General features: G+C 71.4%; 25 protein-coding genes. 19 read left to right on the top strand and 6 right to left on the bottom strand.

Annotation, left to right across the window (positions count from 1 at the left end; genetic code table 11):
* Positions 1-34: 34 nt before the first annotated feature.
* Positions 35-967 (top strand): N-acetyl-1-D-myo-inositol-2-amino-2-deoxy-alpha-D-glucopyranoside deacetylase, encoded by a 933-nt coding sequence (gene mshB / locus AB4Z14_RS10465; RefSeq protein WP_442275139.1) that lies wholly within the window; start codon positions 35-37, stop codon positions 965-967.
* Between the two features lie 109 nt (positions 968-1,076).
* Positions 1,077-2,804, top strand: a complete 1,728-nt coding sequence (locus AB4Z14_RS10460) for a VanW family protein (protein ID WP_442275138.1) — start codon at positions 1,077-1,079, stop codon at positions 2,802-2,804.
* Between the two features lie 45 nt (positions 2,805-2,849).
* Here the strand turns inward: AB4Z14_RS10460 and AB4Z14_RS10455 are convergent, their stop codons facing one another.
* The gene (locus AB4Z14_RS10455) at positions 2,850-3,980 is read right to left on the bottom strand and encodes a GNAT family N-acetyltransferase (protein ID WP_442275137.1); all 1,131 of its coding nucleotides are present in this window, start codon (positions 3,978-3,980) and stop codon (positions 2,850-2,852) included.
* 64 nt (positions 3,981-4,044) lie between these two features.
* On the opposite strand from AB4Z14_RS10455, the gene fdxA reads away from it, so the two are divergent.
* The 4 genes from fdxA (at position 4,045) to AB4Z14_RS10435 (ending at position 7,362) form a co-directional block, all read left to right on the top strand.
* Positions 4,045-4,371: a ferredoxin gene (gene fdxA / locus AB4Z14_RS10450; protein WP_056770903.1), complete on the top strand. Its 327-nt coding sequence runs from the start codon at positions 4,045-4,047 to the stop codon at positions 4,369-4,371.
* Between the two features lie 2 nt (positions 4,372-4,373).
* Complete coding sequence (gene dapC, locus AB4Z14_RS10445) at positions 4,374-5,510, top strand: succinyldiaminopimelate transaminase (protein WP_304437909.1); 1,137 nt, start codon at positions 4,374-4,376, stop codon at positions 5,508-5,510.
* A 148-nt stretch (positions 5,511-5,658) separates the two neighbouring features.
* Positions 5,659-6,939, top strand: coding sequence for a citrate synthase (locus tag AB4Z14_RS10440; RefSeq protein ID WP_081633811.1), 1,281 nt, complete (start codon positions 5,659-5,661; stop codon positions 6,937-6,939).
* Positions 6,940-7,011: 72 nt separating this feature from the next.
* Entirely contained in the window at positions 7,012-7,362 is a 351-nt protein-coding gene (locus AB4Z14_RS10435) for a hypothetical protein (protein WP_056770898.1), read from the top strand.
* A gap of 58 nt (positions 7,363-7,420) precedes the next feature.
* Here AB4Z14_RS10435 and AB4Z14_RS10430 read toward each other — a convergent pair whose 3' ends face one another.
* Positions 7,421-8,293, bottom strand: coding sequence for a hypothetical protein (locus AB4Z14_RS10430; RefSeq protein ID WP_442275136.1), 873 nt, complete (start codon positions 8,291-8,293; stop codon positions 7,421-7,423).
* A 52-nt stretch (positions 8,294-8,345) separates the two neighbouring features.
* Complete coding sequence (gene dapD, locus AB4Z14_RS10425; RefSeq protein WP_442275135.1) at positions 8,346-9,278, bottom strand: 2,3,4,5-tetrahydropyridine-2,6-dicarboxylate N-succinyltransferase; 933 nt, start codon at positions 9,276-9,278, stop codon at positions 8,346-8,348.
* 125 nt (positions 9,279-9,403) lie between these two features.
* Between dapD and dapE the strand changes: the two genes are divergently transcribed.
* The 5 genes from dapE (at position 9,404) to AB4Z14_RS10400 (ending at position 14,146) form a co-directional block, all read left to right on the top strand.
* Positions 9,404-10,528 (top strand): succinyl-diaminopimelate desuccinylase, encoded by a 1,125-nt coding sequence (gene dapE / locus AB4Z14_RS10420; protein WP_442275134.1) that lies wholly within the window; start codon positions 9,404-9,406, stop codon positions 10,526-10,528.
* Positions 10,529-10,550: 22 nt separating this feature from the next.
* Positions 10,551-11,324, top strand: coding sequence for a TIGR00730 family Rossman fold protein (locus AB4Z14_RS10415; protein WP_442275133.1), 774 nt, complete (start codon positions 10,551-10,553; stop codon positions 11,322-11,324).
* The gene (locus AB4Z14_RS10410) at positions 11,321-11,761 is read left to right on the top strand and encodes a cell division protein DivIVA (protein ID WP_442275132.1); all 441 of its coding nucleotides are present in this window, start codon (positions 11,321-11,323) and stop codon (positions 11,759-11,761) included. The genes AB4Z14_RS10415 and AB4Z14_RS10410 overlap by 4 nt, the downstream gene beginning before the upstream one ends.
* Positions 11,758-12,972 (top strand): hypothetical protein, encoded by a 1,215-nt coding sequence (locus AB4Z14_RS10405; protein ID WP_442275131.1) that lies wholly within the window; start codon positions 11,758-11,760, stop codon positions 12,970-12,972. Before AB4Z14_RS10410 ends, AB4Z14_RS10405 begins: the two co-directional genes overlap by 4 nt.
* Before the next feature lie 199 nt (positions 12,973-13,171).
* Positions 13,172-14,146 carry a hypothetical protein gene (locus AB4Z14_RS10400; protein WP_442275130.1) on the top strand — a complete coding sequence of 325 codons (975 nt, stop codon included), beginning with the start codon at positions 13,172-13,174 and terminating at the stop codon, positions 14,144-14,146.
* 115 nt (positions 14,147-14,261) lie between these two features.
* Here the strand turns inward: AB4Z14_RS10400 and AB4Z14_RS10395 are convergent, their stop codons facing one another.
* Complete coding sequence (locus AB4Z14_RS10395) at positions 14,262-15,083, bottom strand: enoyl-CoA hydratase/isomerase family protein (protein ID WP_442275129.1); 822 nt, start codon at positions 15,081-15,083, stop codon at positions 14,262-14,264.
* A 152-nt stretch (positions 15,084-15,235) separates the two neighbouring features.
* On the opposite strand from AB4Z14_RS10395, the gene AB4Z14_RS10390 reads away from it, so the two are divergent.
* Entirely contained in the window at positions 15,236-15,409 is a 174-nt protein-coding gene (locus AB4Z14_RS10390; protein WP_013493416.1) for a DUF3117 domain-containing protein, read from the top strand.
* Between the two features lie 119 nt (positions 15,410-15,528).
* Here the strand turns inward: AB4Z14_RS10390 and AB4Z14_RS10385 are convergent, their stop codons facing one another.
* Positions 15,529-16,152: an O-methyltransferase gene (locus tag AB4Z14_RS10385; RefSeq protein WP_056772578.1), complete on the bottom strand. Its 624-nt coding sequence runs from the start codon at positions 16,150-16,152 to the stop codon at positions 15,529-15,531.
* A gap of 72 nt (positions 16,153-16,224) precedes the next feature.
* On the opposite strand from AB4Z14_RS10385, the gene AB4Z14_RS10380 reads away from it, so the two are divergent.
* From AB4Z14_RS10380 to AB4Z14_RS10350, 7 genes are all read left to right on the top strand, one after another.
* The gene (locus tag AB4Z14_RS10380) at positions 16,225-16,683 is read left to right on the top strand and encodes a hypothetical protein (protein ID WP_442275128.1); all 459 of its coding nucleotides are present in this window, start codon (positions 16,225-16,227) and stop codon (positions 16,681-16,683) included.
* 166 nt (positions 16,684-16,849) lie between these two features.
* The gene (sigE, locus tag AB4Z14_RS10375) at positions 16,850-17,497 is read left to right on the top strand and encodes an RNA polymerase sigma factor SigE (RefSeq protein ID WP_442275127.1); all 648 of its coding nucleotides are present in this window, start codon (positions 16,850-16,852) and stop codon (positions 17,495-17,497) included.
* A gap of 19 nt (positions 17,498-17,516) precedes the next feature.
* On the top strand, positions 17,517-18,239 hold the full coding sequence (locus AB4Z14_RS10370; RefSeq protein ID WP_442275126.1) for a hypothetical protein: 723 nt from the start codon (positions 17,517-17,519) through the stop codon (positions 18,237-18,239).
* The gene (locus AB4Z14_RS10365) at positions 18,236-19,894 is read left to right on the top strand and encodes a trypsin-like peptidase domain-containing protein (protein ID WP_442275125.1); all 1,659 of its coding nucleotides are present in this window, start codon (positions 18,236-18,238) and stop codon (positions 19,892-19,894) included. The genes AB4Z14_RS10370 and AB4Z14_RS10365 overlap by 4 nt, the downstream gene beginning before the upstream one ends.
* A gap of 55 nt (positions 19,895-19,949) precedes the next feature.
* A complete protein-coding gene (locus AB4Z14_RS10360; protein WP_442275124.1) occupies positions 19,950-20,306 on the top strand; it encodes a twin-arginine translocase TatA/TatE family subunit in 357 nt (118 codons plus the stop codon).
* A gap of 53 nt (positions 20,307-20,359) precedes the next feature.
* Positions 20,360-22,174, top strand: coding sequence for an ABC transporter ATP-binding protein (locus AB4Z14_RS10355; RefSeq protein ID WP_442275123.1), 1,815 nt, complete (start codon positions 20,360-20,362; stop codon positions 22,172-22,174).
* Positions 22,171-24,000: an ABC transporter ATP-binding protein gene (locus AB4Z14_RS10350; RefSeq protein WP_442275122.1), complete on the top strand. Its 1,830-nt coding sequence runs from the start codon at positions 22,171-22,173 to the stop codon at positions 23,998-24,000. The genes AB4Z14_RS10355 and AB4Z14_RS10350 overlap by 4 nt, the downstream gene beginning before the upstream one ends.
* A 75-nt stretch (positions 24,001-24,075) precedes the next feature.
* Here AB4Z14_RS10350 and AB4Z14_RS10345 read toward each other — a convergent pair whose 3' ends face one another.
* Positions 24,076-25,218 (bottom strand): Mrp/NBP35 family ATP-binding protein, encoded by a 1,143-nt coding sequence (locus AB4Z14_RS10345; protein WP_442275121.1) that lies wholly within the window; start codon positions 25,216-25,218, stop codon positions 24,076-24,078.
* Between the last annotated feature and the right edge of the window lie 39 nt (positions 25,219-25,257).

The following is a 25,257-nucleotide window of genomic DNA, read 5'->3' as shown; positions in this document are numbered from 1 at the left end:
CCCCGACGCTCCCCGACGCTTCGAGAGGACCACCGTGCCCCGCCTGCTCTTCGTCCACGCCCACCCCGACGACGAGACCCTGACGTGCGGCATCGCGATGGCCCACCACGTCGCCCGTGGCGACGAGGTGCACGTGCTGACGTGCACCCTGGGTGAGGAGGGCGAGGTCATCCCCCCGGGGCTCGCCGAGCTCGAGGGTGACCCCGACGACCGGCTCGGACCCTACCGCCACGGTGAGCTGACGCGCGCCCTCGACCGGATCGGGGCCGTCGTGCACGTGCTCGGGGCCGACGAGGCGGCCGGGCGGCTCTCGCGCTTCCGGGACTCCGGCATGGTCGGCTCCCCGGCTGCGGCTCGCCCCGAGGCCTTCGCGGCGGCGGACCTCGACGTGGCCGGCGGTCTCGTCGCCGAGCTCGTGCGCGACCTGCGACCCGACGTCGTCGTCACCTACGACGAGCACGGCGGCTACGGCCACCCCGACCACGTCCAGACCCACCGGGTCACGCGGCGCGCCCTGGAGCTCCTCGACGCCGCCGACCGGCCTACGCGCGTGTACGAGATCCTCACGCCGCTCGGCTGGGCGCGCGAGGACCGCGCGTGGCTGGCCGCCGCCCACCCCGACCTGCTCGACACCAGCGCGTGGTGGAGCCGTCAGGATCTCGGCCCGGAGCCGCCCGCGCCGCCGCGGCTCGTCGTGCCCGCGGCCCACGACGCGTTCCCGCCGTCGGTCGTCGACGACGACCGCGTCACGCACGCCGTGGTCGACGAGGCCGCGCGCACGGTCCAGAGCGACGCGTTGCGCGAGCACGCGACCCAGGTCATCGTCGCGAGCGCGGACGTGCACGCCCTGTCCAACCTCGTCGCCGCGCGGACGACGGCCCGCGAGGGCTTCCGGCGTGTCGACCCGCTCACGTGGCAGACCGTGGGTGGACCCGTGCAGGCGGGCGAGGCCGGCCTGCTCGCCTGACCGACGGCAACGATCTCGTCACGGAGCCGACACCTCGCGGTGCTTCGCTGCAATCGGAGCGCCGCGGCGTTACCTTCGTGCCACACGATGTCCCCTGCCCGGAGAGCCGATGGCCCACGACTGGTCCGACGACACGCGCCGCGAGCGGCGCTCGACGGTGCTGCGCCTGCTCGTGGCCACGATCGTCCTCGGCGGCGGCTACGCCGGCCTCTGCGTGTGGTCCTCCCAGCACGTCCCGGCATCCGTGTCGGTGGGTGACATCCGGGTCGGTGGGATGACGCCCGAGTCCGCCCGGGCGGCCATCGACAAGGGCTCGCGGTCGCTGCTCGACACGCCCATCGTGCTCAGCGTGCCGGGCCGTGCCGCGCCGATCGAGGTCGTGCCGCGTGACGCCGGACTCACGGTCGACGCCGAGCGCTCCCTCGAGGGGCTCACCGGCTTCACGCTCGACCCGCGGGTCGTGTGGGACAAGCTCACGGGGTCGGTCCGGACACCGCTGCTCACGGCCGCGGACGACGAGGCCCTCACGGCCTACCTCGACCTGCTCGCACCCGGACTGGCCGTCGCCCCCGTGGAGGGCGGGGTGACCTTCCCCGACGGCTCCGTCTCCGTCGACATGCCGGCGCCGGGCAGCACGCTCGACGTGGCCGCGACGAAGCTCGCGCTGCGCCGCGCCTTCCCCGACTCCACGCAGGCCACGGCAGTGGTGCGCCAGGTTCCGCCCGCCGTGAGCGCGGACGTCGTCCAGCAGGTCGGCTCGCAGTTCGGCAGCACGGCGATGTCCCGGCCGCTCACCCTCGTGTCCGGCTCGACGCGCGTGCTGCTCTCCCCGGCCGAGTACGCCCCGATGGTCTCGGTCGTGCCCGACGGGTCGGGCGGGCTCACGCCGCGCTTCGACGAGCCCGGCCTCGCCCGGCTCGTCGCCGGCAAGGTGACCGTGCCGAGCCGGACGGCGAGCAGCGCCCGCTGGGTCTTCGAGCCGAACAACGGCAAGCCCCGCCTCGTGCCCTCCGTCGACGGGCTCACCTTCGACGAGGACGCGGTCGCCAGGCAGGTCGTCGCCGCCATCTCCGGCACCGAGCGCACGGTGGACGTGCGGCCCGCGGTCGCCCAGCCACCCTTCACCACCGAGGACGCCCAGCAGGCCGGCGTCACCACCCTCGTGGCGGACTTCCGCTCGCCCTTCCCGACGAACGACGCGACGCGCACCAACAACCTCGTCGTCGCGACGAAGCGCATCAACGGCATCTACGTGCCGCCCGGGGGCACCTTCAGCCTCAACGGGATCCTCGGCGAGCGCACCGAGGACAAGGGGTATGCCGACGGCACCGTCATCATCGACGGCAGGCTGACACGCGGGACCGGGGGCGGCATCAGCCAGGTGTCCACCGTCGTCTACAACCTGGCCTACTTCGCCGGTGTCGACTTCCTCGCGTTCAGCCCGCACGCGTTCTTCATCCCGCGCTACCCGGAAGGCCGTGAGGCCACCGTCTACTGGCCGACGATCGACAACAAGTGGAAGAACGACACCCCCTACGGGATGCTGCTGCAGACCTGGGTCGAGGGTGGCTTCGTCCACGGACGGGTGTGGAGCACGAAGACCTGGGACATCACGTCGGTCAAGGGCCCGAGGCGAAACGTCGTGCCCCCCAAGACGATTCGCACCGACAGCCTGAAGTGCTACCCGCAGCAGCCCAACCCGGGCTTCGACGTCACCGTGACGCGTGAGTGGCGCCGCCCCGGGTCGAGCACCCTCGTCAGGAGCGAGCCGGTCAGCACCCACTACGTGCCCGAGGACCACATCATCTGCACGAACCCCGCCGCCACGCCGCCGTGACCGGTGCGCGCCCGCGACGGTGCTACGCCGGGTGCGCCCCGGTGCTCAGGCGGTCGGACGGGCGAGGTAGGTGTACTCGTGGTGCACACCGAACCCCAGTCCCTCCCAGAACGCGACACCGTCGGTGTTGTCGGCCGAGACCTGCAGGTAGATCGCCGGCATGTTGTTCTCGCGGGCGACCATGGCGATCGCCGAGACGATGGTCGTGGCCAGGCCCTTGCGGCGGTGGTCGGGGTGCACCCAGAGCCCGAAGATGCCGGCCCACCCGGGGTGGATCGCCATGCGCGCCAAGGCGATGATCCGCTTCGACTCGGGATCGGTGACCGAGAGGAAGAGCTGCCCGTCGCTGCCCGTGAGGACCGCCTCGGTCGCTCCCGGCACGACGGTGCGCTGCTCGGCGTAGCTCATGAGCCAGTCGAGCTTGAGCTCCGCGTCGGCGGTGACCGGGACCGACGCTTCGGTGAGGGGCGGCACCGCGGCGGACAGGCCCGTCATGACGAGGACCCGCTGCCAGTCGTCACGGCCGCCGCCGATGGCATAGCCGCGCTCGAGCAGCGCAGCAGCAGCGGGGATCCCGTCGACGGCGAACCCACGCTCGCCGTGGACCTGGAAGATCGGCGGACGGTCGCGCTCGGCGTACCACTTCTCGACGAAGTCGATCGCCTTGTCGACCGGCAGGCTCGGGTCGCCCACGACGAGCGCCGAGTTGGCCCGACCCGTGAAGCCGTCGGACGCGCGGAGCACCCAGTCGCCGATGCCGCCGCGGTCGAGCGCCTGCCAGCCCTTGGCCATCAGCTTCTCGAGGTCGTCGGCCGACACGCGCTCGTGCGCGCGGCCGGGGCGGCTGGCGGGCGGCGGCACGTCCTTGGCGGCGACGACGTCCGTACGGATCAGCTTCACCCGCTCCGTCTTCGTGTCGACGACGAGGAAGTCGTCGTTGCGGGCGACGAGCTCGCCGACGAAGTCGGTGGCGGCCGCCTCGGCGCCCTCGGCGAGCCGGTAGCGCACGACGACCCTGCTGCCGATCGTCAGGCCCGCGGTGAGGCGGTGGCCGGTGGTGTCCGCGGCAGCGGTGGGGGAGATCGGGGTCGCCTCCGAGCCCTTCGTGGTGTCCTCCGAGGACGTCGTCTCCGGGTCGGTCTCATCCGTGGGGCCGTGCGTGGGCTCGCCGTTCATGTCCGGCATACTAGGCCGTGCAGCATCCGCTCCCGAACGCTCCACAGCAGGAGGTCCGCTCCCCATGACCTATGTCATCGCCCAGCCTTGCGTCGATCTCAAGGACCGTGCCTGCATCGAGGAGTGTCCGGTCGACTGCATCTACGAGGGCAAGCGGTCGCTCTACATCCACCCCGACGAGTGCGTCGACTGCGGCGCCTGCGAGCCCGTGTGCCCCGTCGAGGCGATCTACTACGAGGACGACGTCCCCGAGCAGTGGGCCGACTACTACAACGCCAACGTCGAGTTCTTCAACGACCTCGGCAGCCCCGGTGGCGCCGCCAAGCTCGGCATCATCGACAAGGACCACCCGCTCATCGAGGCGCTCCCGCCGCAGGAACACGACGAGTGACCGTGCCCGGCGCGCCCAGCGCGTCCGTGCGGGGGCTCGACCTCCCGGACTTCCCGTGGGACTCGCTCGCGCCCTACAAGGCGCGAGCGGTCGCACATCCGGAGGGCATCGTCGACCTGTCGGTCGGCACGCCGGTCGACCCGACCCCCGAGGTCGTGCGTCGGGCGCTTGCGGACGCGTCCGATGCGCCGGGCTACCCGCTGACCGTCGGCACCGCCGACCTGCGGGCCGCGATCTGCGAGTGGTTCGAGCGTCGCCGCGGCGTCCCGGGCCTGACCGTCGACGCGGTCCTGCCGACCATCGGCAGCAAGGAGCTCGTGGCCTGGCTGCCCACCCTGCTCGGCCTGCGCGCCGGTGACGTCGTCGGCATCCCCGCGGTCGCCTACCCGACCTACGACATCGGCGCGCGCATCGCCGGCGCGACGGGCGTCGTCGCCCAGTCGCTGACGAGCCTCGGCCCGCTCACGGCGGCCACGACGCCGAAGCTGTTGTGGCTCAACAGCCCCGGCAACCCCAACGGCCAGGTGCTGGGCGTCCCGCACCTGCGCAAGGTCGTCGAGTGGGCGCGTGGGCACGGGGTCGTCGTCGCCAGCGACGAGTGCTACGCCGAGCTCGACTGGCGCGAGGGCCACGTCGGCACCGCGACGCCGAGCATCCTCCACCCTGACGTCTGCGGCGGGTCCCACGAGGGCCTGCTCGCCGTCTACTCGCTGTCCAAGCAGTCCAACCTCGCCGGCTACCGCGCCGCGTTCGTCGCCGGCGACCCCGCGCTCGTCGGCGCGATCCTCGAGGTGCGCAAGCACGCCGGAATGATCATGCCCACACCCGTCCAGCACGCCATGGCTGTCGCCCTGCGCGACGACACCCACGTGCAGACGCAGCGGACGGCATATGCCCGCCGTCGCGAGCAGCTGCTCGCCGCCGTCACCCGAGCGGGGCTGCGCGTCGACCACTCCGAGGCCGGGCTCTACCTCTGGGCCACCCGCGAAGAGGACTGCTGGACAACGGTTTCCGATCTCGCCGACCGCGGCATCCTCGTCGCGCCGGGCGCGTTCTACGGCGCGGCCGGCAGCCAGCACGTGCGCATCGCGCTCACGGCCACCGACGAACGCATCGCCGCCGCCTGCTCCCGGCTCTGACGCCGAGACCGTCTTGGCCCCCGTTGCGGCCCGACGTCGTGCGGTGGTATGGGGTGGACCTGTTTTCTCAGCGGACCCGACGCTGGGGTAACGTCGCTCGCGGATACGTCCGGCGCCGTTGGGCCGGAGTGACAGGAGGCGAGGAACAGTGACGAAGGCAGTGGACGCGACACTCAAGGTCGCAGACAAGGAACTCACGTTCCCGGGAGTCGACGCCGTCGAGGGCAACGACGGGCTCGGGGTGGGGTCCCTGCTGAAGGAGACCGGCCTCGTCACCTATGACGTCGGCTTCGTCAACACCGCGTCGTGCAAGAGCGCGATCACCTACATCGACGGCGACGAGGGCATCCTGCGCTACCGCGGGTACCCCATCGCCGAGCTGGCCGAGAAGTCCACGTTCGTCGAGGTCTCCTACCTGCTCATCTACGGCGAGCTGCCCACGCCTGAGGAGCTGACCCGCTTCGAGGACTCGATCCGCCGGCACACGATGCTGCACGAGGACCTCCGCGCGTTCTTCAACGGCTTCCCGCGCGACGCGCACCCGATGCCCGTGCTCAGCTCGGCCGTCTCGGCGCTCGGCACGTTCTACCAGGACAGCCTCGACCCCTTCGACCAGGAGCAGGTCGAGATCTCGACCGTCCGCCTCCTCGCCAAGCTGCCGACCATCGCGGCCATGGCGCACAAGAAGAGCGTCGGCCAGCCGTACATGTACCCCGACAACTCGCTGTCGTTCGTCGAGAACTTCCTGCGGATGACGTTCGGCTACCCCGTCGAGCCCTACGAGGTCGACCCGACCGTCGCCAAGGCCCTCGACCTGCTCTTCATCCTGCACGCCGACCACGAGCAGAACTGCTCGACCTCGACGGTGCGCCTCGTCGGCTCGGCCCACGCGAACCTCTTCAACTCGGTCTCGGCCGGCATCCACGCCCTGTCCGGCCCGCTCCACGGCGGCGCCAACCAGGCGGTCCTCGAGATGCTCGGCAAGCTCCACGAGTCGGGCGACGACCCGAAGAAGTTCATGGAGAAGGTCAAGAACAAGGAGGACGGTGTCCGCCTCATGGGCTTCGGGCACCGCGTCTACAAGAACTACGACCCGCGCGCCGCGATCATCAAGAAGGCCGCCGACGACATCCTCGAGAAGCTCGGCCAGAACGACCCGTTGCTCGAGATCGCCAAGGGCCTCGAGGAGATCGCGCTGGCCGACGACTACTTCGTCGAGCGCAAGCTCTACCCGAACGTCGACTTCTACACCGGCCTCATCTACAAGGCCATGGGCTTCGAGTCGAAGATGTTCACGGTGCTCTTCGCCATCGGCCGTCTCCCGGGCTGGATCGCCCAGTGGCGCGAGATGATGACCGACCCGGAGACGAAGATCGGCCGTCCGCGCCAGATCTACACGGGCGAGGCCCAGCGCAGCTACCCCGCCTGAGCCGTCGGCTCACCCGAGATCCACCCGATGCCCCCGCCCCTCCTGGGACGGGGGCATCGGCATGATGGGGCGATGGCCAAGTACCTCGTCAACGACGCGGCCGTCGCCCGGTGCCGCGACCTCATCGACAAGCGGCAGTACGTCCTCGACAGCGACTGGGGACAGGTGCAGCCGGATGCAGAGGCGCAGAATGCCTACCTCGAGCGGCACCCGTGGGACGACTACGCCGCGTGGCACCTCGGCCTGACCGAGGGCGCGAACGACGGGACCAAGGCGCGCTACGCCTTCGTCGTCGGCGACTTCCGGCGAGTCCACCGAACGGCGCTCATCGCCTGCGTCTACCGCGCGAGCGAGTGGCGGCACAAGGACGTCGAGCTCGCCGCGCACGACCTGCTCCAGCACCTCGACCGGGTGTCCGGCTGACCACGACCCGTCCCACGGAGCCGGCAGGGAGCCCGCCCGGGGGCGTATGCCGCCGGGCTCAGCCGAGGGTGATCGTGACCGTCGTGCCGTCGGAGCCGGACGACCAGCCCTCGTCGCCCTTCGAGCGGTCCCACACGCGGTCTCCGATGCTGACCTTGCTCGCCCCGTAGATCTCGGCGCGCGCCACGGCCCACTGCGCGACGGCCCAGGCGGTCGTGCGGTCGCGGGCCGTCACGGTGAGCATGCCCTCACCGGGTCGGACCGAGGTGACGCCCATCTGCTCGGACAGGTCGGCAGCCACGCGCTGCGGCGCGAGGCTGGTCTTCACCGCGTCGAGGCGGCACGTCAGGCCGGCGGGGGAGTGCCCGGTCAAGGTCGAGGCGAGCACCCGGCCCTGGCCCTCGTGGTCGCGGTAGGCCTCGGGGAAGCCGCTCTTCTGGACGCGCTGGGCGATCTTCGTGATGTCGGCGGTCTCGTAGCCCTGGTACTTCTCGAGGGCGTCGTAGAACGCGTTGGTCGCGTGGACGGGGTCAAGGATCTGCTCCTTGGTGCCCCAGCCCTGGCTCGGCCGCTGCTGGAAGAGGCCGAGCGAATCGCGGTCGCCGTAGCGCAGGTTGCGGATCTTCGACTCCTGGAACGCCGTCGTCAACGCGATCGTGGCCGCACGCGGCGGCATCTCACGTTTGATCGACAGCGCCGCAATGAGGGCGGCGTTGGCCGTCTGGTCGGGGTCGAAGGTCTCGGTGATCCCGCCGGCCTTGATCGTGCACTGCGGGTTGACGACGCTCTGGATGAGGAAGCGGGCGCCGAACCACCCGGCCGTGCCGACGACCGCCAGCACGAGCAGGATCGGCACCCAGCGGGGGCGGCGACGAGCGCGCGGGCGGCCCCGGGAGTCGGCAAGGGTCGGGCCCGGTCGGTTCTTCGGCATGGGGTCCTCAGGTGGTCCGGCTCTGGTCTGAACCGGTGGCGTCCGGTCTGGGTCAGTCGTTGGCGTGCAGGGCGGCGTTGAGAGTGATGCCCGTCCCCGCGCGGTCGCGGGCCTCGACGGCACCGCTCACGCTGTTGCGGATGAACAGGATGTTGCTCGACCCCGACAGCTCCCTGGCCTTGACCACGGTGCCGTCGGGCAGCGTCACCTTCGTGCCCGCCGTCACGTAGAGCCCGGCCTCGACGACGCAGTCGTCCCCGAGCGCGATGCCGATGCCGCCGTTGGCTCCGACGAGACAACGCTCGCCAATGCTGACGCGTTCCGTCCCGCCACCGGACAGGGTGCCCATGATCGAGGCGCCGGCGCCGATGTCGGACCCGTCCCCGACGACGACGCCCTGCACGATGCGACCCTCGACCATCGAGGTGCCGAGCGTGCCGGCGTTGAAGTTGCAGAAGCCCTCGTGCATGACCGTCGTGCCCGCCGAGAGGTGCGCGCCGAGGCGCACCCGGTCGGCGTCGGCGATGCGCACGCCCTGCGGTACGACGAAGTCGGTCATCCTCGGGAACTTGTCGACGCCGTAGACGGCGACGTGCTGGCCCCGGGCCCGCAGCCGCATCCGCGTCTGCTCGAAGCCGTCGACGGCGCACGCACCGGCGCTCGTCCAGACGATGTTCGGCAGGGCACCGAAGACGCCGTCGAGGTTGATGGTGTTGGGCTCGACGAGGCAGTGCGACAGCAGGTGCAGACGCAGGTAGGCGTCCGGCGCGTCGGCCGGGGGGGCGTCGAGGTCGATCTCGACGAGCCGGACCTCGGTGCGCACGCGGCGCGCCTCGTCGGTGCCGACGAGGGCGTCGAGGCCCTCGGGGACGGTCGCGCCGGCCGGGCGCTCCCCGAGCGCCGGCTGCGGGAACCACGTGTCGAGCACCTGCCCGTCATCAGTGGTCGTCGTCAGTCCGTGTCCCCATGCGTTGCGCTCCGACATGGCCGCAAGGATATGGGGACCGCCCGCACCGGTGAAACGCGGACCCGCACCGTGGTCACCGGACGGTGACGGTCGGACGGTCCCGCGGGCGCCGCGACCTGGTGGCCTCCGGATAACCTTCGCGTATGCCGTCCACCTCGCCGCCCGCCGACCCGACCACCGTGCCCGCCGACACGGGGGCCCGCGCCGCCACCCTCGACCTGTCCGCCGATGTCACGACGCTCACGGCCGCGATCTGCGACATCGAGTCGGTCAGCCAGGACGAGGCGGCGCTCGCCGATGCGATCGAGGCCGCCCTGCGGCCCCTCGCGCACCTCGAGGTCGTCCGCGACGGCAACACCGTCTTCGCCCGCACCTCCCTCGGCCGCTCGGAGCGGGTCGTGCTGGCCGGACACATCGACACGGTGCCGCTGACCGCGGTGCCCAACCTGCCCACGCGCCGCGTCGACGGCGAGCTGTGGGGCCGGGGCACGGTCGACATGAAGGGCGGTGTCGGCGTCATGCTCCGCATCGCGGCGCAGGTGCCCGAGCCGAGTCGTGACCTGACCTTCCTCTTCTACGAGTGCGAGGAGATCGACGGGAAGTACAACGGTCTGGCCCGCCTCGCCGACACCTCGCCAGGGCTGCTCGCCGGCGACTTCGCCGTCCTCCTCGAGCCGACCGACGGTGCCATCGAGGGCGGCTGCAAGGGCACCCTCCGCGCCGAGGTCGTCACCAAGGGCGTCGCCGCCCACTCGGCCCGCCCGTGGAAGGGCCACAACGCCATCCACGACGCCGCGGCGGTGCTCTCGCGGCTGACCGCCTACGAGGCCGAGACCATCACCGTCGACGGACTCGACTACCACGAGGCCCTCCAGGCCGTCGGGATCAGCGGCGGGATCGCCGGCAACGTCATCCCCGACCGGTGCACCGTCACCGTCAACTACCGCTACGCGCCCGACAAGAACACCGAGGAGGCCTTCGCGCACGTGCGCCAGGTCTTCGACGGCTTCGACGTGACGCTCGGCGACGCGGCCGACGGCGCGCGACCGGGTCTGCTGCTGCCCGCCGCCAAGGCGTTCATCGACGCGCTCGGTGTGCCCGTCAACCCGAAGGAGGGGTGGACCGACGTCGCGCGCTTCTCCGCGCTCGGCATCCCCGCCGTCAACTTCGGGCCCGGAGACCCCAACCTCGCGCACATGGACGACGAGCGCTGCCCGGTCGAGCAGTACGTCGAGGCCGAGGCCGCCCTGCTGCGCTGGCTCGGCTGACCTCTCCGCATAGGGTGGCGCTGTGACCGACCACCAGCCTGCACCCGTCACCTCGGGGAGCCCGCACGAGGACCGGCGCCAGACCGGTCCGGTGACGCTGCGCCGTCACAAGGTGCCCGTGACGACGACCGACCAGCGACTGCTCGAGGCGCACCAGCAGGGCGAGTGGCTGCACGCCGACCCGTGGCGCGTCATGCGCATCCAGTCCGAGTTCGTCGAGGGTTTCGGCACGCTCTCCGAGCTCGGACCGGCGGCCGCGGTCTTCGGCTCGGCGCGCACGCGACCCGAGGACCCGGCATACGCCATCGGGGTCGAGGTGGGCCGCCTGCTGGCGGAGGCGGGCTACGCCGTCATCACCGGCGGTGGGCCGGGGGCGATGGAGGCGGCCAACAAGGGTGCCTTCGAGGCGAAGGGGACCTCGGTCGGGCTCGGCATCGAGCTGCCCTTCGAGACGGGACTCAACGAGTACGTCGACCTCGGCATCAACTTCCGGTACTTCTTCGCCCGCAAGGTCATGTTCCTCAAGTACTCCCGCGGCTTCATCGTGCTGCCGGGAGGCTTCGGCACCCTCGACGAGCTCTTCGAGGCGCTGACGCTCGCGCAGACGCAGAAGGTCACCGAGTTCCCCATCGTGCTCATGGGCGCCGCGTACTGGCAGGGGCTCATCGACTGGCTGGGCGACACGGTGCTCGACCACGGCATGATCAGTCCGGCGGACCTCAAGCGACTCATCGTCACCGACGACCCGGACGAGGCCGTCAAGGCGATCCGCACGTACGAGGAGCCGCGCGCGTGAAGTGGTTCATCCTCCTCGTCGGGATCGTCGTCCTGTGCTTCGTCGTCGCGCTCATCCTCGGGCTCGCTGGCGGTGGCCTCGGCCGCAACACGACGAGCCTGAGCCACGAGCCCCTGCCCGACGAGCCGATCCGCGACACCGACTTCGACGACCTCGTCTTCGACGTGGGCGCCCGGGGCTACCGGATGAGCCAGGTCGACGGGGTCGTCGACCGGCTGAGGCGCGAGCTCCGCGAGAAGGACGAGGAGATCGCCGTGCTGCGCCGGGACACCCGGGCTCACTCCGCGCCCGAGCCGGCCGAGCGGTCCGACCCCGCGGAGCCCGCCGAGGCGGCGGAGCCCGCTGAGGCGGCCGAGGCGGCGACGGAGGGGCTCGAGCCGACCCCCGAGCCGGCCGAGCCGTCCGATCCGACGGTCGGCCGCGAACGCACCACATGACCGAGGTGCTCTCGCTGCGTTCGCGGGGCGTCTTCGTCGCCTGGGTGCTCGCGGTCTACGCGCTGGCCCGGGTCGTCACGACGACGATCCTGCTGCTCGTCATGCAGCACCAGGTCCCGTCCGGCATGACCGGCGGCGACGACGTGCCCGTGTCCTACTTCCCGTTCACGGCACTCTGGGATGGCCAGTGGTACCAGACGATCGCCCAGCACGGGTACCCCTCGGAGCTTCCGGTCGGCGAGAGCGGGGCCGTCCAGCAGAACCCGTGGGCCTTCTACCCGCTCTTCCCGTTCATGGCCCGCGCCGGCATGGCCGTGACCGGGCTCGACTTCCCGGCGGTGGGCTCGACGATCGCGCTCCTCTGCGGGGCCGGCGCGGCCGTGCTCATGGGACTGCTGCTGCGTGAGCGCATCGGCGACCCGGCCGCATACCTCGTCATCGCCCTGTGGGCGAGCTTCCCCGCGTCGGTGACGCTGCAGCTGGCCTACACCGAGTCGCTCGCCATGCTGCTGCTCGTCGGCTACCTCTACGCGCTGGCCAAGGAGCGGTGGCTCGTCGCGACGGTCGTGGCCCTGCTCGTCGGGCTCTCGAGACCGATCGCCGTGCCGCTGGGACTCGTGACGCTCGTCGTGGTCTTCCTGCGTTGGCGGGCGCGCCGCGAGCGTCCGATCAGTCGCGGGACGTATGCCGCGATGCTCGCCTCGCTCGTCGGCTGCGGTGTCGCCGGGCTGCTGTGGCCCGCCATCGCGTGGTGGCGCACCGGCGTGCCGTCGGCCTACACCGACACGATGGCGTCGTGGCGTGGCTCGGGCACCGTCGAGCCGTTCACGCCGTGGGTCGGGATGTCGGAGTATGCGTTCGGCGATACGTGGGGGCCGGTGATGCTCGTCCTCGTGCCGCTCGTCGTCATCGCCATGGTGGCCGGGCCGTGGGCCCGCAACCTGGGCGCCGACCTGCGCACGTGGACGCTCGCCTATCCGGCCTACCTCGCGGCGGTGCTCGACCCCTTCACGAGCATCTTCCGCTACCTCATCCCGCTCTTCCCGCTCCTCGTCGTCGTGCTCGGGGCGGGCTGGGCCGACCGTCGCGGCAACGCGTGGAAGCGGCTGCTGTGGCGCTTCGTCCCGCTCCTCGTCCTCAGCGTCGTGGGCCAGTACTACTGGACCGACATCCTGTGGCGCTTCGTCCCCCCGAGCGACTACCCACCGTGACCCGTCACCGGTCGGACCCCGCCGTTCTCGGTGGTTCGACCGGCAGATGATCTGCCGATCAGTGTGCTGATCACCCCACCATCACGCAGACCATGCTGCGGGTCACGCCTGGTCCACACCCATGACCAGGCGTGACCCGTCGTCCACAGCGTCGCCCGCCGCAAGCGCGCCACTCGCCTCAGCGGGGCAGGGTGACGGAATGACCCTGACGGACGCGGCAACTGCTCTGGCCGAGGTGCAGTGCGGAGTGGTGTCCCGGCGTCAGCTCCTCGAAGCCGGTGTCACGCGCGAGACCCTGCGCTGGCGGGTCGGTCGGGACTGGAGGCTCCTGCTGCCCGGCGTCTACGCGCTTCAGACCGGCCTGCCTTCGGTGCGGCAGCGGCTCGTCGCTGCGCAGCTCGTGGGCGGCGAGGGAGCGTGGCTCGCAGGATCCACCGCCGCCTCGCTGCACGGGATCACGAGCGCCCCTATATCGATGCCGATCCGGGTGCTCGTGCGTGCACCACGCAGGTCCAGGCGGATCTCGTGGGTCGACGTCCGGAGCACGACCCTGCTGGGCGAACGCGTTGTCGAGCGCGGCCCGCTCCGCCTCGGATGCCTCGCCCGCGCCGTCGTCGACGCAGCACATGAGACTCCTGATGAGCGAGCGGCGCGTGGTGTCGTCATCGAGGCGGTCCAACGCCGTCTCGTCCGGCTCGACGACCTGGAGCACTGGGTCGATGCCAGGGGCCGTCGTGGCTCCGCGCGGCTGCGGCGGATTCTCGCCGAGGTCGCGGAGGGCGCGTGGTCGGTGCCCGAGAGCGACCTGCTCGCGCTGGTCCGGACCTCGCGCCGACTGCCCCCGCCGATGGCTAACCCGATCCTCACCGGTCCGGGCGGCGAGACCTTGACCTCGCCCGATCTCTGGTTCGACGACGTGGGCCTGGCCGTCATGGTGCAGTCTCGTCGATTCCATGCCGACGGCCTCGACTGGGAGGCCACCGTGGAGCAGGGATCCGATCTGTCGACGATGCGCGTCGTGGTCGTCGGCGTCACCCCGACTGCACTCGCGCGCGACCCCGAGGCGCAGTTGCGCCGCATCGAGCGGGCTCACGAGGCGGCTGCACGCACCGGTGTGCGAGCGCCGGTCACCGCCAGCGTCCGCGCCACCGTGCCCCTCGGGGTGACGGGCTGAGCCAGAAATGCGTGGTGATCGGGCTGATCATCGCGCATCTGGTGGGGTGACCACCACACCAGATGCAGCACCATGGGCAGGTTCATCAGGAGACGCGCGCGAGCGGGTCCGGCGGTCAGGTGCCGGTGTAGGTGGGCTTCTCCTTGGCGAGGAAGGCGTCGACGGCGGCCCGGTGGTCGCTGCTGCCACCCGTCAACGCCATGAGCTCGGCCTCGTGCGCCAGGGCCGCGGGCAGGTCGGCGCCCGCCGAGTAGGCGACGGCCCGCCGGATCGAGCCGTAGGCCAGCGTCGGGCCCTCGGCGAGGGTCCGGGCCAGCTCGGTCACCGTCACCTCGAGCTCGTCAGCGGGCACGACCTTCGTGACGAGCCCCATCGCCAACGCCTCTGCCGCCGAGACCGTGCGCGGCAGGAGCAGCAGCTCCTTGGCGCGGGCGGGCCCGACGAGACGGGGCAGCGTCCACGAGGCCCCGGAGTCGCACGAGAGCGCGATGCCCGCGAACGAGGTGTTGAGCCCGGACTGCTCCGACGCGACCCGGAAGTCGCACGCCAGCGCGAAGCTCATCCCCGCCCCGGCCGCCACGCCGTTGAGGGCCGCGACGACGGGCTTGTTCATCGTCGAGAGCGCGATCACGATCGGGTTGTAGTGGTCGGTCACGGTCGTCTCGAGCGTCGACGTCGGGTCGCCGAGGCTGCGGACGTGCTCCTTGAGGTCCTGCCCGACGCAGAAGGCCCGCCCGGTCCCCGTGAGCACGACGCACCGCACGGCGGGGTCCTCACCGACCTCGCGGAGCGCCGCGACGAGGGCATCCTTGAGGGCGTTGTCGAGGCTGTTCATGGCGTCCGGGCGGTTGAGCCGGAGCCAGGCGATGCCGTCGGCGACCTCGACGAGCAGGGGCTCGGTGGCGGGCGAGGAGGAGGAGTCGGGCGTCTGCGTCATGGGCGCCACTCTGTCCCAATCCGTCCCCAGGCGGAAGCGTGACGAGCCTCGGAGGGGCCGGACGTGCCCTCTGTCACATCCCCAATTAGGTCTCGCAAACGAGACACGGAATAATGGGGCCAAAGACCGAGGATTCCTAGGGAAGGGGAACCATGGCAGCAATGAAGCCGAGGACCGGCGATGGCCCGCTCGAGGTCGTCAAGGAGGGCCGCGGCATCGTGCTGCGGATGCCCCTTGAGGGCGGCGGGCGTCTCGTCGTCGAGATGACCCCCGACGAGGCTGCAGCTCTGCGTGACGCGATCCAGGGTTGTGACGGCGTCAACTGACCCTTCCGCCTGATCCAGGTTCGACGGCCCCTGACCTCACGGTCGGGGGCCGTTTCGCATGCCCACCCCGGGCGGAGGATGGCGTATGCCGTCCGGCCGGCCGGACGGCATACGTGCGCTCAGCGCTTGACGGCCACGAGCAGACCGTCGCCGACCGGCAGCAGCGACACCGTGAACTGGTCGTGCTCGCGGATCGCGCGGCCGACCTCGCGGAGGGTGCGCGTCTCGGCGTCCCGGTTGGCGGGGTCGGACTCCTTGTCGGTCCACGTCATGACGAGGGTGCCGCCGGAACGCAGCAGGCGGGTGGCCTGGGCGAGGTACTCGGGGTACTCCTCCTTGTCGGCGTCGACGACGACGAGGTCATAGGCGCCGTCGGTCATCCGGGGGAGCACCTCGAGGGCACGGCCGGCGATGCAGCGGGTGCGCTGGTGGGCGATGCCGGCAGCCGCGAAGGCGTCGCGCGCGGCCCGCTGGTGCTCGGTCTCGAGGTCGATGGTCGTGAGGATGCCGTCGGCGGGCATGCCGCCGAGCAGCCAGAGACCCGAGGCGCCCGCGCCGGTCCCGATCTCCATGACCGCCTTGGCCTCGGTCGCGGCCGCGAGCATCTGGAGCACGGCGCCGACACCGTTGCCGACGGCCGGCGCACCCAGCTCCTCACCGCGGTGGGTGGCCTCCTCGACGTGCTCGCTCGGGGTGACGAACTCCTCGGCGTGTGACCACGCGGCGACCTTCTGGGTGCTCATGTTCGTCACCCTACTGTGACGTGCCGGGCCGATTCGGCACCCCGTCGCCCTGAAGCGGGTAAGGATCAGGTCATGGACGAACACGACAAGCCGACCGCGGAGCACCTGCGTCCGGGCGGCGTCGACGACGCCACGGTCGAGGCCCTGGGCAAGCTGTCCGAGGCCCTCGAGGTCGTCGAGGACGCCCGCGGCCATCTCTACGGCTTCCACCGGCTCACGGGGATGGCGGACCTCACCCTGGGCGAGGCCGTCGACCTCTTCCGCGAGGCGGGCCACACCGAGCTCGCCGACCGGCTGCAGACCGAGCTCGTCGGCCGCAACGTCGTGCAGGGACGGTGGACCTTCCAGATCGTCGAGGAGTACGACGACGACTACTACGCGACCTTCAAGGAGCTCGAGAAGACGGCGCGCGACGACCTCGTCGGTGGCCGACGCCACCTCTTCGAGGCGGAGATGAAGGAAGACCGACGAACGCACGGCCGGGCCCACCACGAAGCGGTCCCGCACGACGGCAGCGAGCAGTCCCGCTGACCACCCCGCCCGCCGTCCGGCTACCCCGTCCACAGCAGAACCACAGGTTCTGGCTGGCGGTCGGACAGGGCAATCCGAGACGATCGACGGGAACGAAACGAGATCTGACGGCGTTCTTGTCGTTGACCCCTCTCCGTGAAAGGCCCAGCCCCCTGTGAGCACCAGCGTGACGTCCACCTCTCCCACCTCGGTGGAGCAGGCCGACTCGACGTGGACTCCCCCCACGTGGGAGGAGATCGTCGAGCAGCACTCGGCGCGCGTGTACCGCCTGGCCTACCGCCTCACGGGCAACCCGCACGACGCGGAGGACCTGACGCACGACGTCTTCGTGCGCGTCTTCCGGTCGCTGCACTCCTACCAGCCGGGCACCTTCGAGGGCTGGCTGCACCGCATCACGACCAACGTCTTCCTCGACAAGATGCGTCGCAAGCAGCGCATCCGCTTCGACGCCCTGCCCGACGACGCTGCCGGTCGGCTCCCCAGCAACGAGAAGGGGCCGGAGCAGACCTACCACGACGCCCGTTTCGACGACGACGTGCAGCGGGCGCTCGACGCTCTTGCGCCGGAGTTCCGCGCGGCCGTCGTCCTCTGCGACATCGAGGGCCTCAGCTACGAGGAGATCAGCGCGACGCTCGGCGTCAAGCTCGGCACCGTCCGCTCGCGCATCCACCGTGGCCGCGCCCAGTTGCGCGAGGCCCTCGCGCACCGCGCCCCCGAGGTGGCCGCCGCCGCCCGTACGGCCAAGCCCGAGTCGCGCGCCGCTCGCGCCGGCCTGCGCCTTCCCGGCCGCCGAGTCGCGGCGAGCTCGCGCTGATGGGTCCGGAGGTGATGTCGTGACGCCGCACCTCAAGGGATACGTCCGCGCCTACGTCGACCGCGCCCTGCCGCCGGCGATGCTGCACCTCTACGACAAGCACCTCGTGTGCTGCACCGTCTGCCGCGCCGCCGCCGACCAGGAGCGCCGCATCGTCGCGTCGCTGCGCTCCGACACCGGCGTCCCGATGAGCCTGCGCACCTCCCTCATGGGTCTCGGTGCTGCTCCTTCGGGTGAGCCCCAGCCCGCGCCCGCTCCCTCGCGTGAGACCAGGGCCCCCCGCATCCCGCTGCCGCCCGTGGGTTTCCGTATGCCGTCGACGCCGTCCTACGAGCCCGTGCCCACCGTTCGGCCCACCGCTCCTGCCCTGCACCGCTCGCCGATGCGTGCTGCGGTGGTGGCCTCGATCGCGGCGGGCGCGTCGGTCGCTGCCGCGTGGGGACTCGCGATCGCGCCCGTGCCCGGCTCGCGGACCCCTTCGGTGCGGGGCCCGGTGGCCAACTTCGGGGCCGGTCCCGTCAGCGCCGTGAACTTCGGCGGCTCCGTGCTGCCCGGCAACAGGATCTCTCCCGTCACGCGTCAGACGCAGGGTCTCGGCGACGTCGGCGCCGGCAACGTCCCGTACTGGGTCGTCACGACCCGCACGTCGGCCCGTACCGCGTCGCTGGCCGTCGACCCGACCTCCGCCCTGGTGGCCCCGGTTCGGGTCACCAACGTCCGTTCGGCACAATCAGGGCCATGAGCGACGAGTCGACGACGCCGGAGCCCGACCCCACGGCAGCTCGCGAGACCGACGAGCGCACTGAGGCCCTCGGGCACGCAGGAGCGCCCGACGTGGAGCAGACCGGCATCATCGACCTGCACGACACCCGGGCCATCCCCTCCGCGTCGCCGACGACACCGGCCCCCGTCCCGACCGCATCGGAGGCGCAGCCGCCGGTGAGGGCCTCCGACTCTCGTCCCGCCGACACGGGTGACGACGCGTGGTTCGACGTCTTCGGAGGCGAGCACCCGACCGAGGGTGCCGGCGTCCCTGCCCGGGCCGATGCCGCCTGGGGCAGCGACCGCGCCGACTCGCTCGCCGAGGAGGCCTACCGCTCGGCCTACGCCCCGCCCACCCCCGAGGCCGACGCGCCCTCTGCGACCGGGCCCGGTGCGTCCACCCCCCCGGGCGACGCGCTGGCCGGCGCCGCCGCGGCAGCCGGCGGGACGGCACACCTCGGCTCCGTGCCCCAGGCACCCGCGGGGGGCGACCCTGATCTCGGGAGCGGCCCCGTGCCGCCCGCGGGCGTCGCACTCGCCGACCCGCCGGCGCCGTCCGCCCGCCGCGGTCGCGGCAAGCTGGTCGCCGCCGTCGTCGGGCTCTGCCTGCTTTCCGGTGTCATCGGTGGCATCGCGAGCCAGGTCGCCGAGGACCGCATCAACCTCGCCGGCTCGACCCTGCCCGAGCCCGGTCCGGGCGCCACGCAGCGACCTGCCGGCTCGGTCGCCAACATCGCCGCCGTCGCCCTGCCGAGCGTCGTGACCATCAAGGTCGACGCCGGCAGCGAGGGATCGGCGACCGGATCCGGCTTCGTCATCGACGGCAAGGGCCACGTCCTGACGAACAACCACGTCGTCGAGCCCGGCGTCAACGGTGACATCGAGATCGTGCTGAGCAACGGCGACACCGAGAAGGCGACCATCGTCGGGCGCGACGCGAGCTACGACCTCGCCGTGCTCAAGATCAACCGCACCGACCTGAAGCCCCTGACGCTCGGCGCGTCCGACAAGGTCGTCGTCGGCGACCAGGTCATCGCCGTCGGTGCACCGCTCGGCCTCGACCAGACCGTCACCACCGGCATCGTCAGCGCGCTCAACCGCCCCGTGACGCCGGGAGAGGGCAGCGAGTCCTCCTTCATCAACGCCATCCAGACGGACGCGGCGATCAACCCCGGCAACTCCGGTGGCCCGCTGCTCGACATGACGGGCAAGGTCATCGGCGTCAACAGCGCCATCGCCCGGGTTCCGGGGACGAGCGGCTCCACCGGCGGCAGCATCGGGCTCGGCTTCGCCATCCCGAGCGACCAGGCCCGGCGCACCGCCGACCAGCTCATCGCGACGGGCAAGGCCACCCACCCGGTCATCGGCGTCAACCTCAGCCGCACGTTCGTCGGTGACGGCGCCCAGGTCCTCGACGCGCCCGACGCGGTGACCTCCGGGGGGCCGGCCGCCAAGGCCGGCGTCAAGGCCGGCGACGTCATCATCGGCTTCGAGGGCAAGCGCATCCGCACCCCGGACCAGCTCATCGTCTCGATCCGCGCGCGGGCCGTCGGCGACACCGTGAGCCTCAAGGTCGAGCGTGACGGCACGGAGCTCGAGCTCCAGATGACGCTGGAAGCGGATCCGGCCAAGTAGAGCACGACGCGCCACCGTAGGATGGCGCAGCCGGTACGCGTGGAAGCGAGGGACTGTGTTCGACATCAACGGGTGGGAGCTGCTCCTGCTCGGTCTGCTCGCGATCCTCATCCTGGGTCCCGAGCGCCTGCCCGAGTACGCCGCCAAGTTCGGCAAGTTCGTCCGCCAGGCCCGCGGCATGGCCGACCGGGCCAAACAGCAGCTCAAGGACGAGATGGGGCCGGAGTTCTCCGACGTGGACTGGCGGGCCTACGACCCGCGCCAGTACGACCCGCGCAAGATCGTGCGCGACGCGCTCTCCGCGCCACCCGACGAGGACGACCAGCAGTCGCCCGTCGTCGACAAGCCCGTGAGCACGCCTCGCGGCCACGACCCGTCGGTCCCGACGCCCTGGGACAGCGAAGCGACGTGAATCTCTGACCCAGAGGCATCTCTGTCGTTGGTCGGGGTTATCGTCACTCCTTGATGCCTGCTGATCCTGCTTCTCAACCGCCCGCCTCCGTCCGGTCCCTGTGGCGGCTGCGCGGCTACCTGCGCCCGCACCGCTGGGCCCTCGTCGTCATGTTCGTCGCGTCGCTCGCCGGCGTCGGCCTCTCCATCGCGGTCCCCCTCGTGACACGGGCCGTCATCGACGGGCCGATCACCGAGCACGAGCTCGGGCCGGTCCTCCCGCTCGGCCTGCTCGCCCTGGCCCTCGGCGTGCTCGAGGCCGTCCTCATCTTCGTGCGCCGGTGGGTGCAGTCCAACGCCGTGCTGGGGCTCGAGACGCAGCTGCGCCGCGACCTCTACGAACGCCTCCAGGCCCTTCCGATGAGCTTCCACACCCGGTGGCAGTCGGGGCAGCTGCTCTCCCGCGCGACGACCGACCTCTCGGCCATCCGCCGGTTCAGCGGTTTCGGCCTGCTCTTCCTCGTCGTCAACGTCCTGCAGGTCACGGCCGTCACGATCGTGCTCCTGACGATGTACTGGCCGCTCGGGCTCGTCGTCGCGGCGACGGCGGTTCCCATCACCTGGCTCTCGATGCGCTTCGAGAAGGCTTATGTCGTGATGTCCCGGCGCGTCCAGGACCAGCAGGGCGACCTCGCGACCCAGGCGGAGGAGGGCGCGGTCGGCATTCGCGTCATCAAGTCGTTCGGACGCAGCGACCACATGGCCCGTCGCTACGACGAGGCGGCGCTCGAGCTGCGGGCGACGAGCCTCGACAAGGTCCGCCTCTCGGCGAAGTTCTGGACCTTCCTCGAGGTCATCCCCAACCTCGCCGTCGTCGTCGTGCTCCTGCTCGGCGCCATCGGCGTCGGCCAGGGTGACCTGACGCCCGGCGAGCTCGTCGCCTTCATCACCCTGATGCTCTCGCTCGTGTGGCCCGTGTCCTCCCTCGGCGTCATCCTCGCGATGGCGCAGGAGGCCATGACCGCGGCCGCGCGTGTGCTCGAGATCTTCGACACCGAGCCCGACATCGTCTCCGGCGCGCACGAGGTCGGTGCGCGCCGCGGCCACCTGCGCTTCGAGCACGTCGACTTCGCCTTCCCCGACGCGCCCGACCAGCCGGTGCTGCGCGACGTCAACCTCGACGTCGCTCCCGGCGAGACCCTCGCGCTCGTCGGCGCGACCGGCTCGGGCAAGACCGCCCTCACCGCGCTCGTCCCGCGCCTCTTCGATGTCACCGCTGGCCGCATCACCATCGACGGCGTCGACGTGCGCGACTTCGAGCTCGCCGCGTTGCGCAGTGTCGTCGCGACGGCCTTCGAGGAGCCGACGCTCTTCTCCATGAGCGCCCGCGAGAACGTCACCCTCGGACGCGCCGACGCCTCGGAGGACGACGTGCTCGCCGCCCTCGAGATCGCCCAGGCCGGCTTCGTCCTCGACCTCCCCTGGGGTCTCGACACCCGCATCGGCGAGCAGGGCCTGTCACTCTCAGGTGGTCAGCGCCAGCGCCTCGCCCTGGCCCGAGCCGTCCTCGCCCGTCCGGCCGTCCTCGTCCTCGACGACACCCTCTCGGCCCTCGACGTGCACACCGAGAAGCTCGTCGAGGAGGCCCTGTCGAGAGTCCTTTCGGAGACCACCGGCCTCGTCGTGGCGCACCGCGCCTCGACGGTGATGCTCGCCGACCGGGTCGCGCTCCTCGAGCACGGCACCATCACCCACGTCGGCACCCACCGCGAGCTGCTCGACGGCGTCCCGGCCTACCGCGAGCTGCTCGCGGCCGACGCCGTGGAGGAGGCGGAGGCCTCCGCGACGGGCGGCCGCGCCACCGACGCGACCCAGGAGGTGCCGGCGTGACGGCCTCGGCCCAGCAGTGGCGCGGCGTCGCCGCCGACGACATCGACGGCGACCTGACGGCCGAGACCTCGGCCCGGCTCGCCGGCCGCTCCAGGCGGCTGCTGCGCGACGTGCTCCGGCCGTGGCGCCAGGCGCTCTGGTGGCTCATGGTCGTCGTCGTCATCGAGAACGCCGCTCGGCTGTCCATCCCGTACCTCGTCAAGGTGGGCATCGACACCGGCATCCCGCCGATCCGGGAGTCGGGCGACCTCGGCCCGCTCCTGCTCGTCGTCGGGCTCGTCCTCGTCGCCACGCTGACGCAGGCAGTCTCGCGCAACCTCTTCCTCGTGCGCTCCGGCCTGATCGGCCAGGACATCCTGCTGTCGATCCGGCGACGCGTCTTCCGCCACTTCCAGCACCTGAGCCCGGCTTTCCACGACCGCTACACGTCCGGGCGCGTCATCTCCCGGCAGACCTCCGACGTCGACGCCATCTACGAGATGCTCGAGACCGGGTTCGACGGGCTCGTCACGGCCGCGCTGACCCTCGTGGGCACCTCCGTGCTGCTGCTCGTCCTCGACGTCAAGCTCGGCCTCGTGGCGCTCCTCTGTGGTCCCGCTCTCGCGCTGCTGACCAACTGGTTCCGCAAGGCGTCGGCCAAGAGCTACCGCGCCACCCGAGAGAAGGTCGCCCTCGTCATCGTCCACTTCGTGGAGTCGATGAACGGCATCCGGGCCGTGCAGGCCTTTCGCCGCGAGCCGCGCAACCAGGCGATCTTCGAGGACGTCAACGACCAGTACCGCCGGGCCAACCTCGTCGCGTTCCGGCTCGTGGCGTGGTTCATGCCGGGCATCCGGCTCATCGGCAACGTCACGATCGCCGTCGTCCTCGTCTACGGCGGCTACCTCGCTTATCAGGGCGAGGTCACCGTCGGGGTGCTCGCGGCCTTCCTGCTCTACCTGCGGCAGTTCTTCGAGCCGATGATGGAGATCTCGCAGTTCTACAACACCTTCCAGTCGGCCTCGGCCGCGCTCGAGAAGCTCTCCGGCGTGCTCGAGGAGGTGCCCGACGTCCCCCTGCCGATCGACCCGATGCCTCTCGGGGCGCCCCGCGGTGAGGTCCGCTTCGACGACGTCCGCTTCGAGTACGTCGCGGGCACCGCGGTGCTACCCGGCCTCGACCTGACCGTGCCGGCCGGGCAGACGCTCGCGCTCGTCGGCACGACCGGTGCGGGCAAGACCACCATCGCCAAGCTCGCGACCCGCTTCTACGACCCGACCGCCGGGACGGTGAGCCTCGACGGGGTCGACCTGACCCGGCTGGCGTCCGACGACCTGCACCGCGCCGTCGTCATGGTGACGCAGGAGAACTACCTCTTCAGCGGCACCGTCGCCGACAACATCCGTTTCGGCCGGCCCGATGCCACCGACGACGAGGTCAAGGCGGCGGCCCGCTCGCTCGGCGCGCACGACTTCATCGTGGAGCTGCCGCAGGGGTATGCCACGCCAGTGTCCAACCGGGGTGGGCTGCTGAGCGCCGGTCAGCGTCAGCTCGTCGCCTTCGCGCGGGCCTTCCTCGCCGATCCGGCGGTGCTCATCCTCGACGAGGCGACGTCGTCGCTCGACGTGCCCTCCGAGCGGCTCGTGCAGCAGGCCCTCGGGACGATCCTCGCCGGGCGCACCGCCATCGTCATCGCGCACCGCCTCTCGACGGTCGAGATCGCCGACCGGGTGCTCGTGCTCGAGCACGGCCGCATCGTCGAGGACGGCGCGCCGAGCGATCTCGTCGCGGCCGGCGACGGCCGCTACTCGGACCTCCACCGAGCCTGGGTCGACTCGCTCGCCTGACCTCTCACCACCGAACGCGGCGTCCGGTGGTGAGGCGGTGGGCGGGAGAATGCGTCAGAGGGCCCTCCCGCTGGGTCAGCGGCCGGCTGGGGTGAGGCCGAGCGAACGGCCGGCGAGGCCGCGGGCGCGAGAGCCGAGGTTGCGGGCGATGCCGCGCAGAGCGACGGCAGCAGCGGTGTCGGGATCGCCGAGCACGACCGGCGTGCCGTTGTCGCCGCCCTCGCGCAGGCGCGTGTCGAGGGGGATCTGGCCGAGCAGCTCGACCGGGGCACCGATGCTCTTCGTCAGCGAGTCGGCGACCGCCTGCCCGCCGCCGGAGCCGAAGATCTCCTGGCGGGTGCCGTCCGGCAGCTCGAGCCAGCTCATGTTCTCGATGACGCCGACGACCCGCTGGTGGGTCTGCAGGGCGATCGAGCCGGCCCGCTCGGCCACCTCGGCGGCGGCCTGCTGCGGGGTCGTCACGACGAGGATCTCGGCGGTCGGGATGAGCTGTGCGACGGAGATCGCGATGTCGCCGGTGCCGGGCGGCAGGTCGAGCAGGAGGACGTCGAGGTCGCCCCAGAAGACGTCGCCGAGGAACTGCTGGAGCGCGCGGTGCAGCATCGGGCCACGCCACACGACGGGCTGGTTGCCGGGCACGAACATGCCGATCGAGATGACCTTCACGTCGTGGCTGATGGGCGGCAGGATCATGTCGTCGACCTGCGTGGGCCGCTGCTCGACGCCGAGCATGCGCGGCACCGAGAAGCCGTAGACGTCGGCGTCGACGACGCCCACCCGCAGGCCCTGCGCGGCCATCGCGGCGGCGAGGTTGACGGTCACCGACGACTTGCCGACACCGCCCTTGCCGGAGGCCACGGCATACACCCGCGTCAGGCTGTTGGGCTTGGCAAAGGGGATCTCCTTCTCCGGGGCGCCGCCACGCAGCTGCGAGCGCAGCTCGGCGCGCTGCTCGTCGCTCATGACGTCGAGCTCGACCTCGACCGAGGTCACGCCGTCGAGGGCGAGGAGCGCGTTGCTCGAGTCCTTGGTGAGCGTCTCCTTCATGGGGCAGCCGGAGACGGTCAGGAAGATCGCGAGGTCGACCTTGCCGGCGTCGTCGATCTCGACCGACTTGACCATGCCGAGCTCGGTGATCGGCTTGCGGATCTCGGGGTCGTTGACCTTCGACAGCGCCGTGAGCATGGCGTCACGGCTGGGCAGTGCGGCGACAGACATGTGTTCCATCGTATGCCGACGTGCCGGGCCTCCCGACCA

The organism is Terrabacter sp. 2TAF16 (genome assembly GCF_052115065.1).
In the GTDB taxonomy this organism is placed as follows: domain Bacteria; phylum Actinomycetota; class Actinomycetes; order Actinomycetales; family Dermatophilaceae; genus Terrabacter.
The sequence above is the reverse complement of the archived record's forward strand: the minus strand, read 5'-3'. Positions and strand labels throughout refer to the sequence as shown.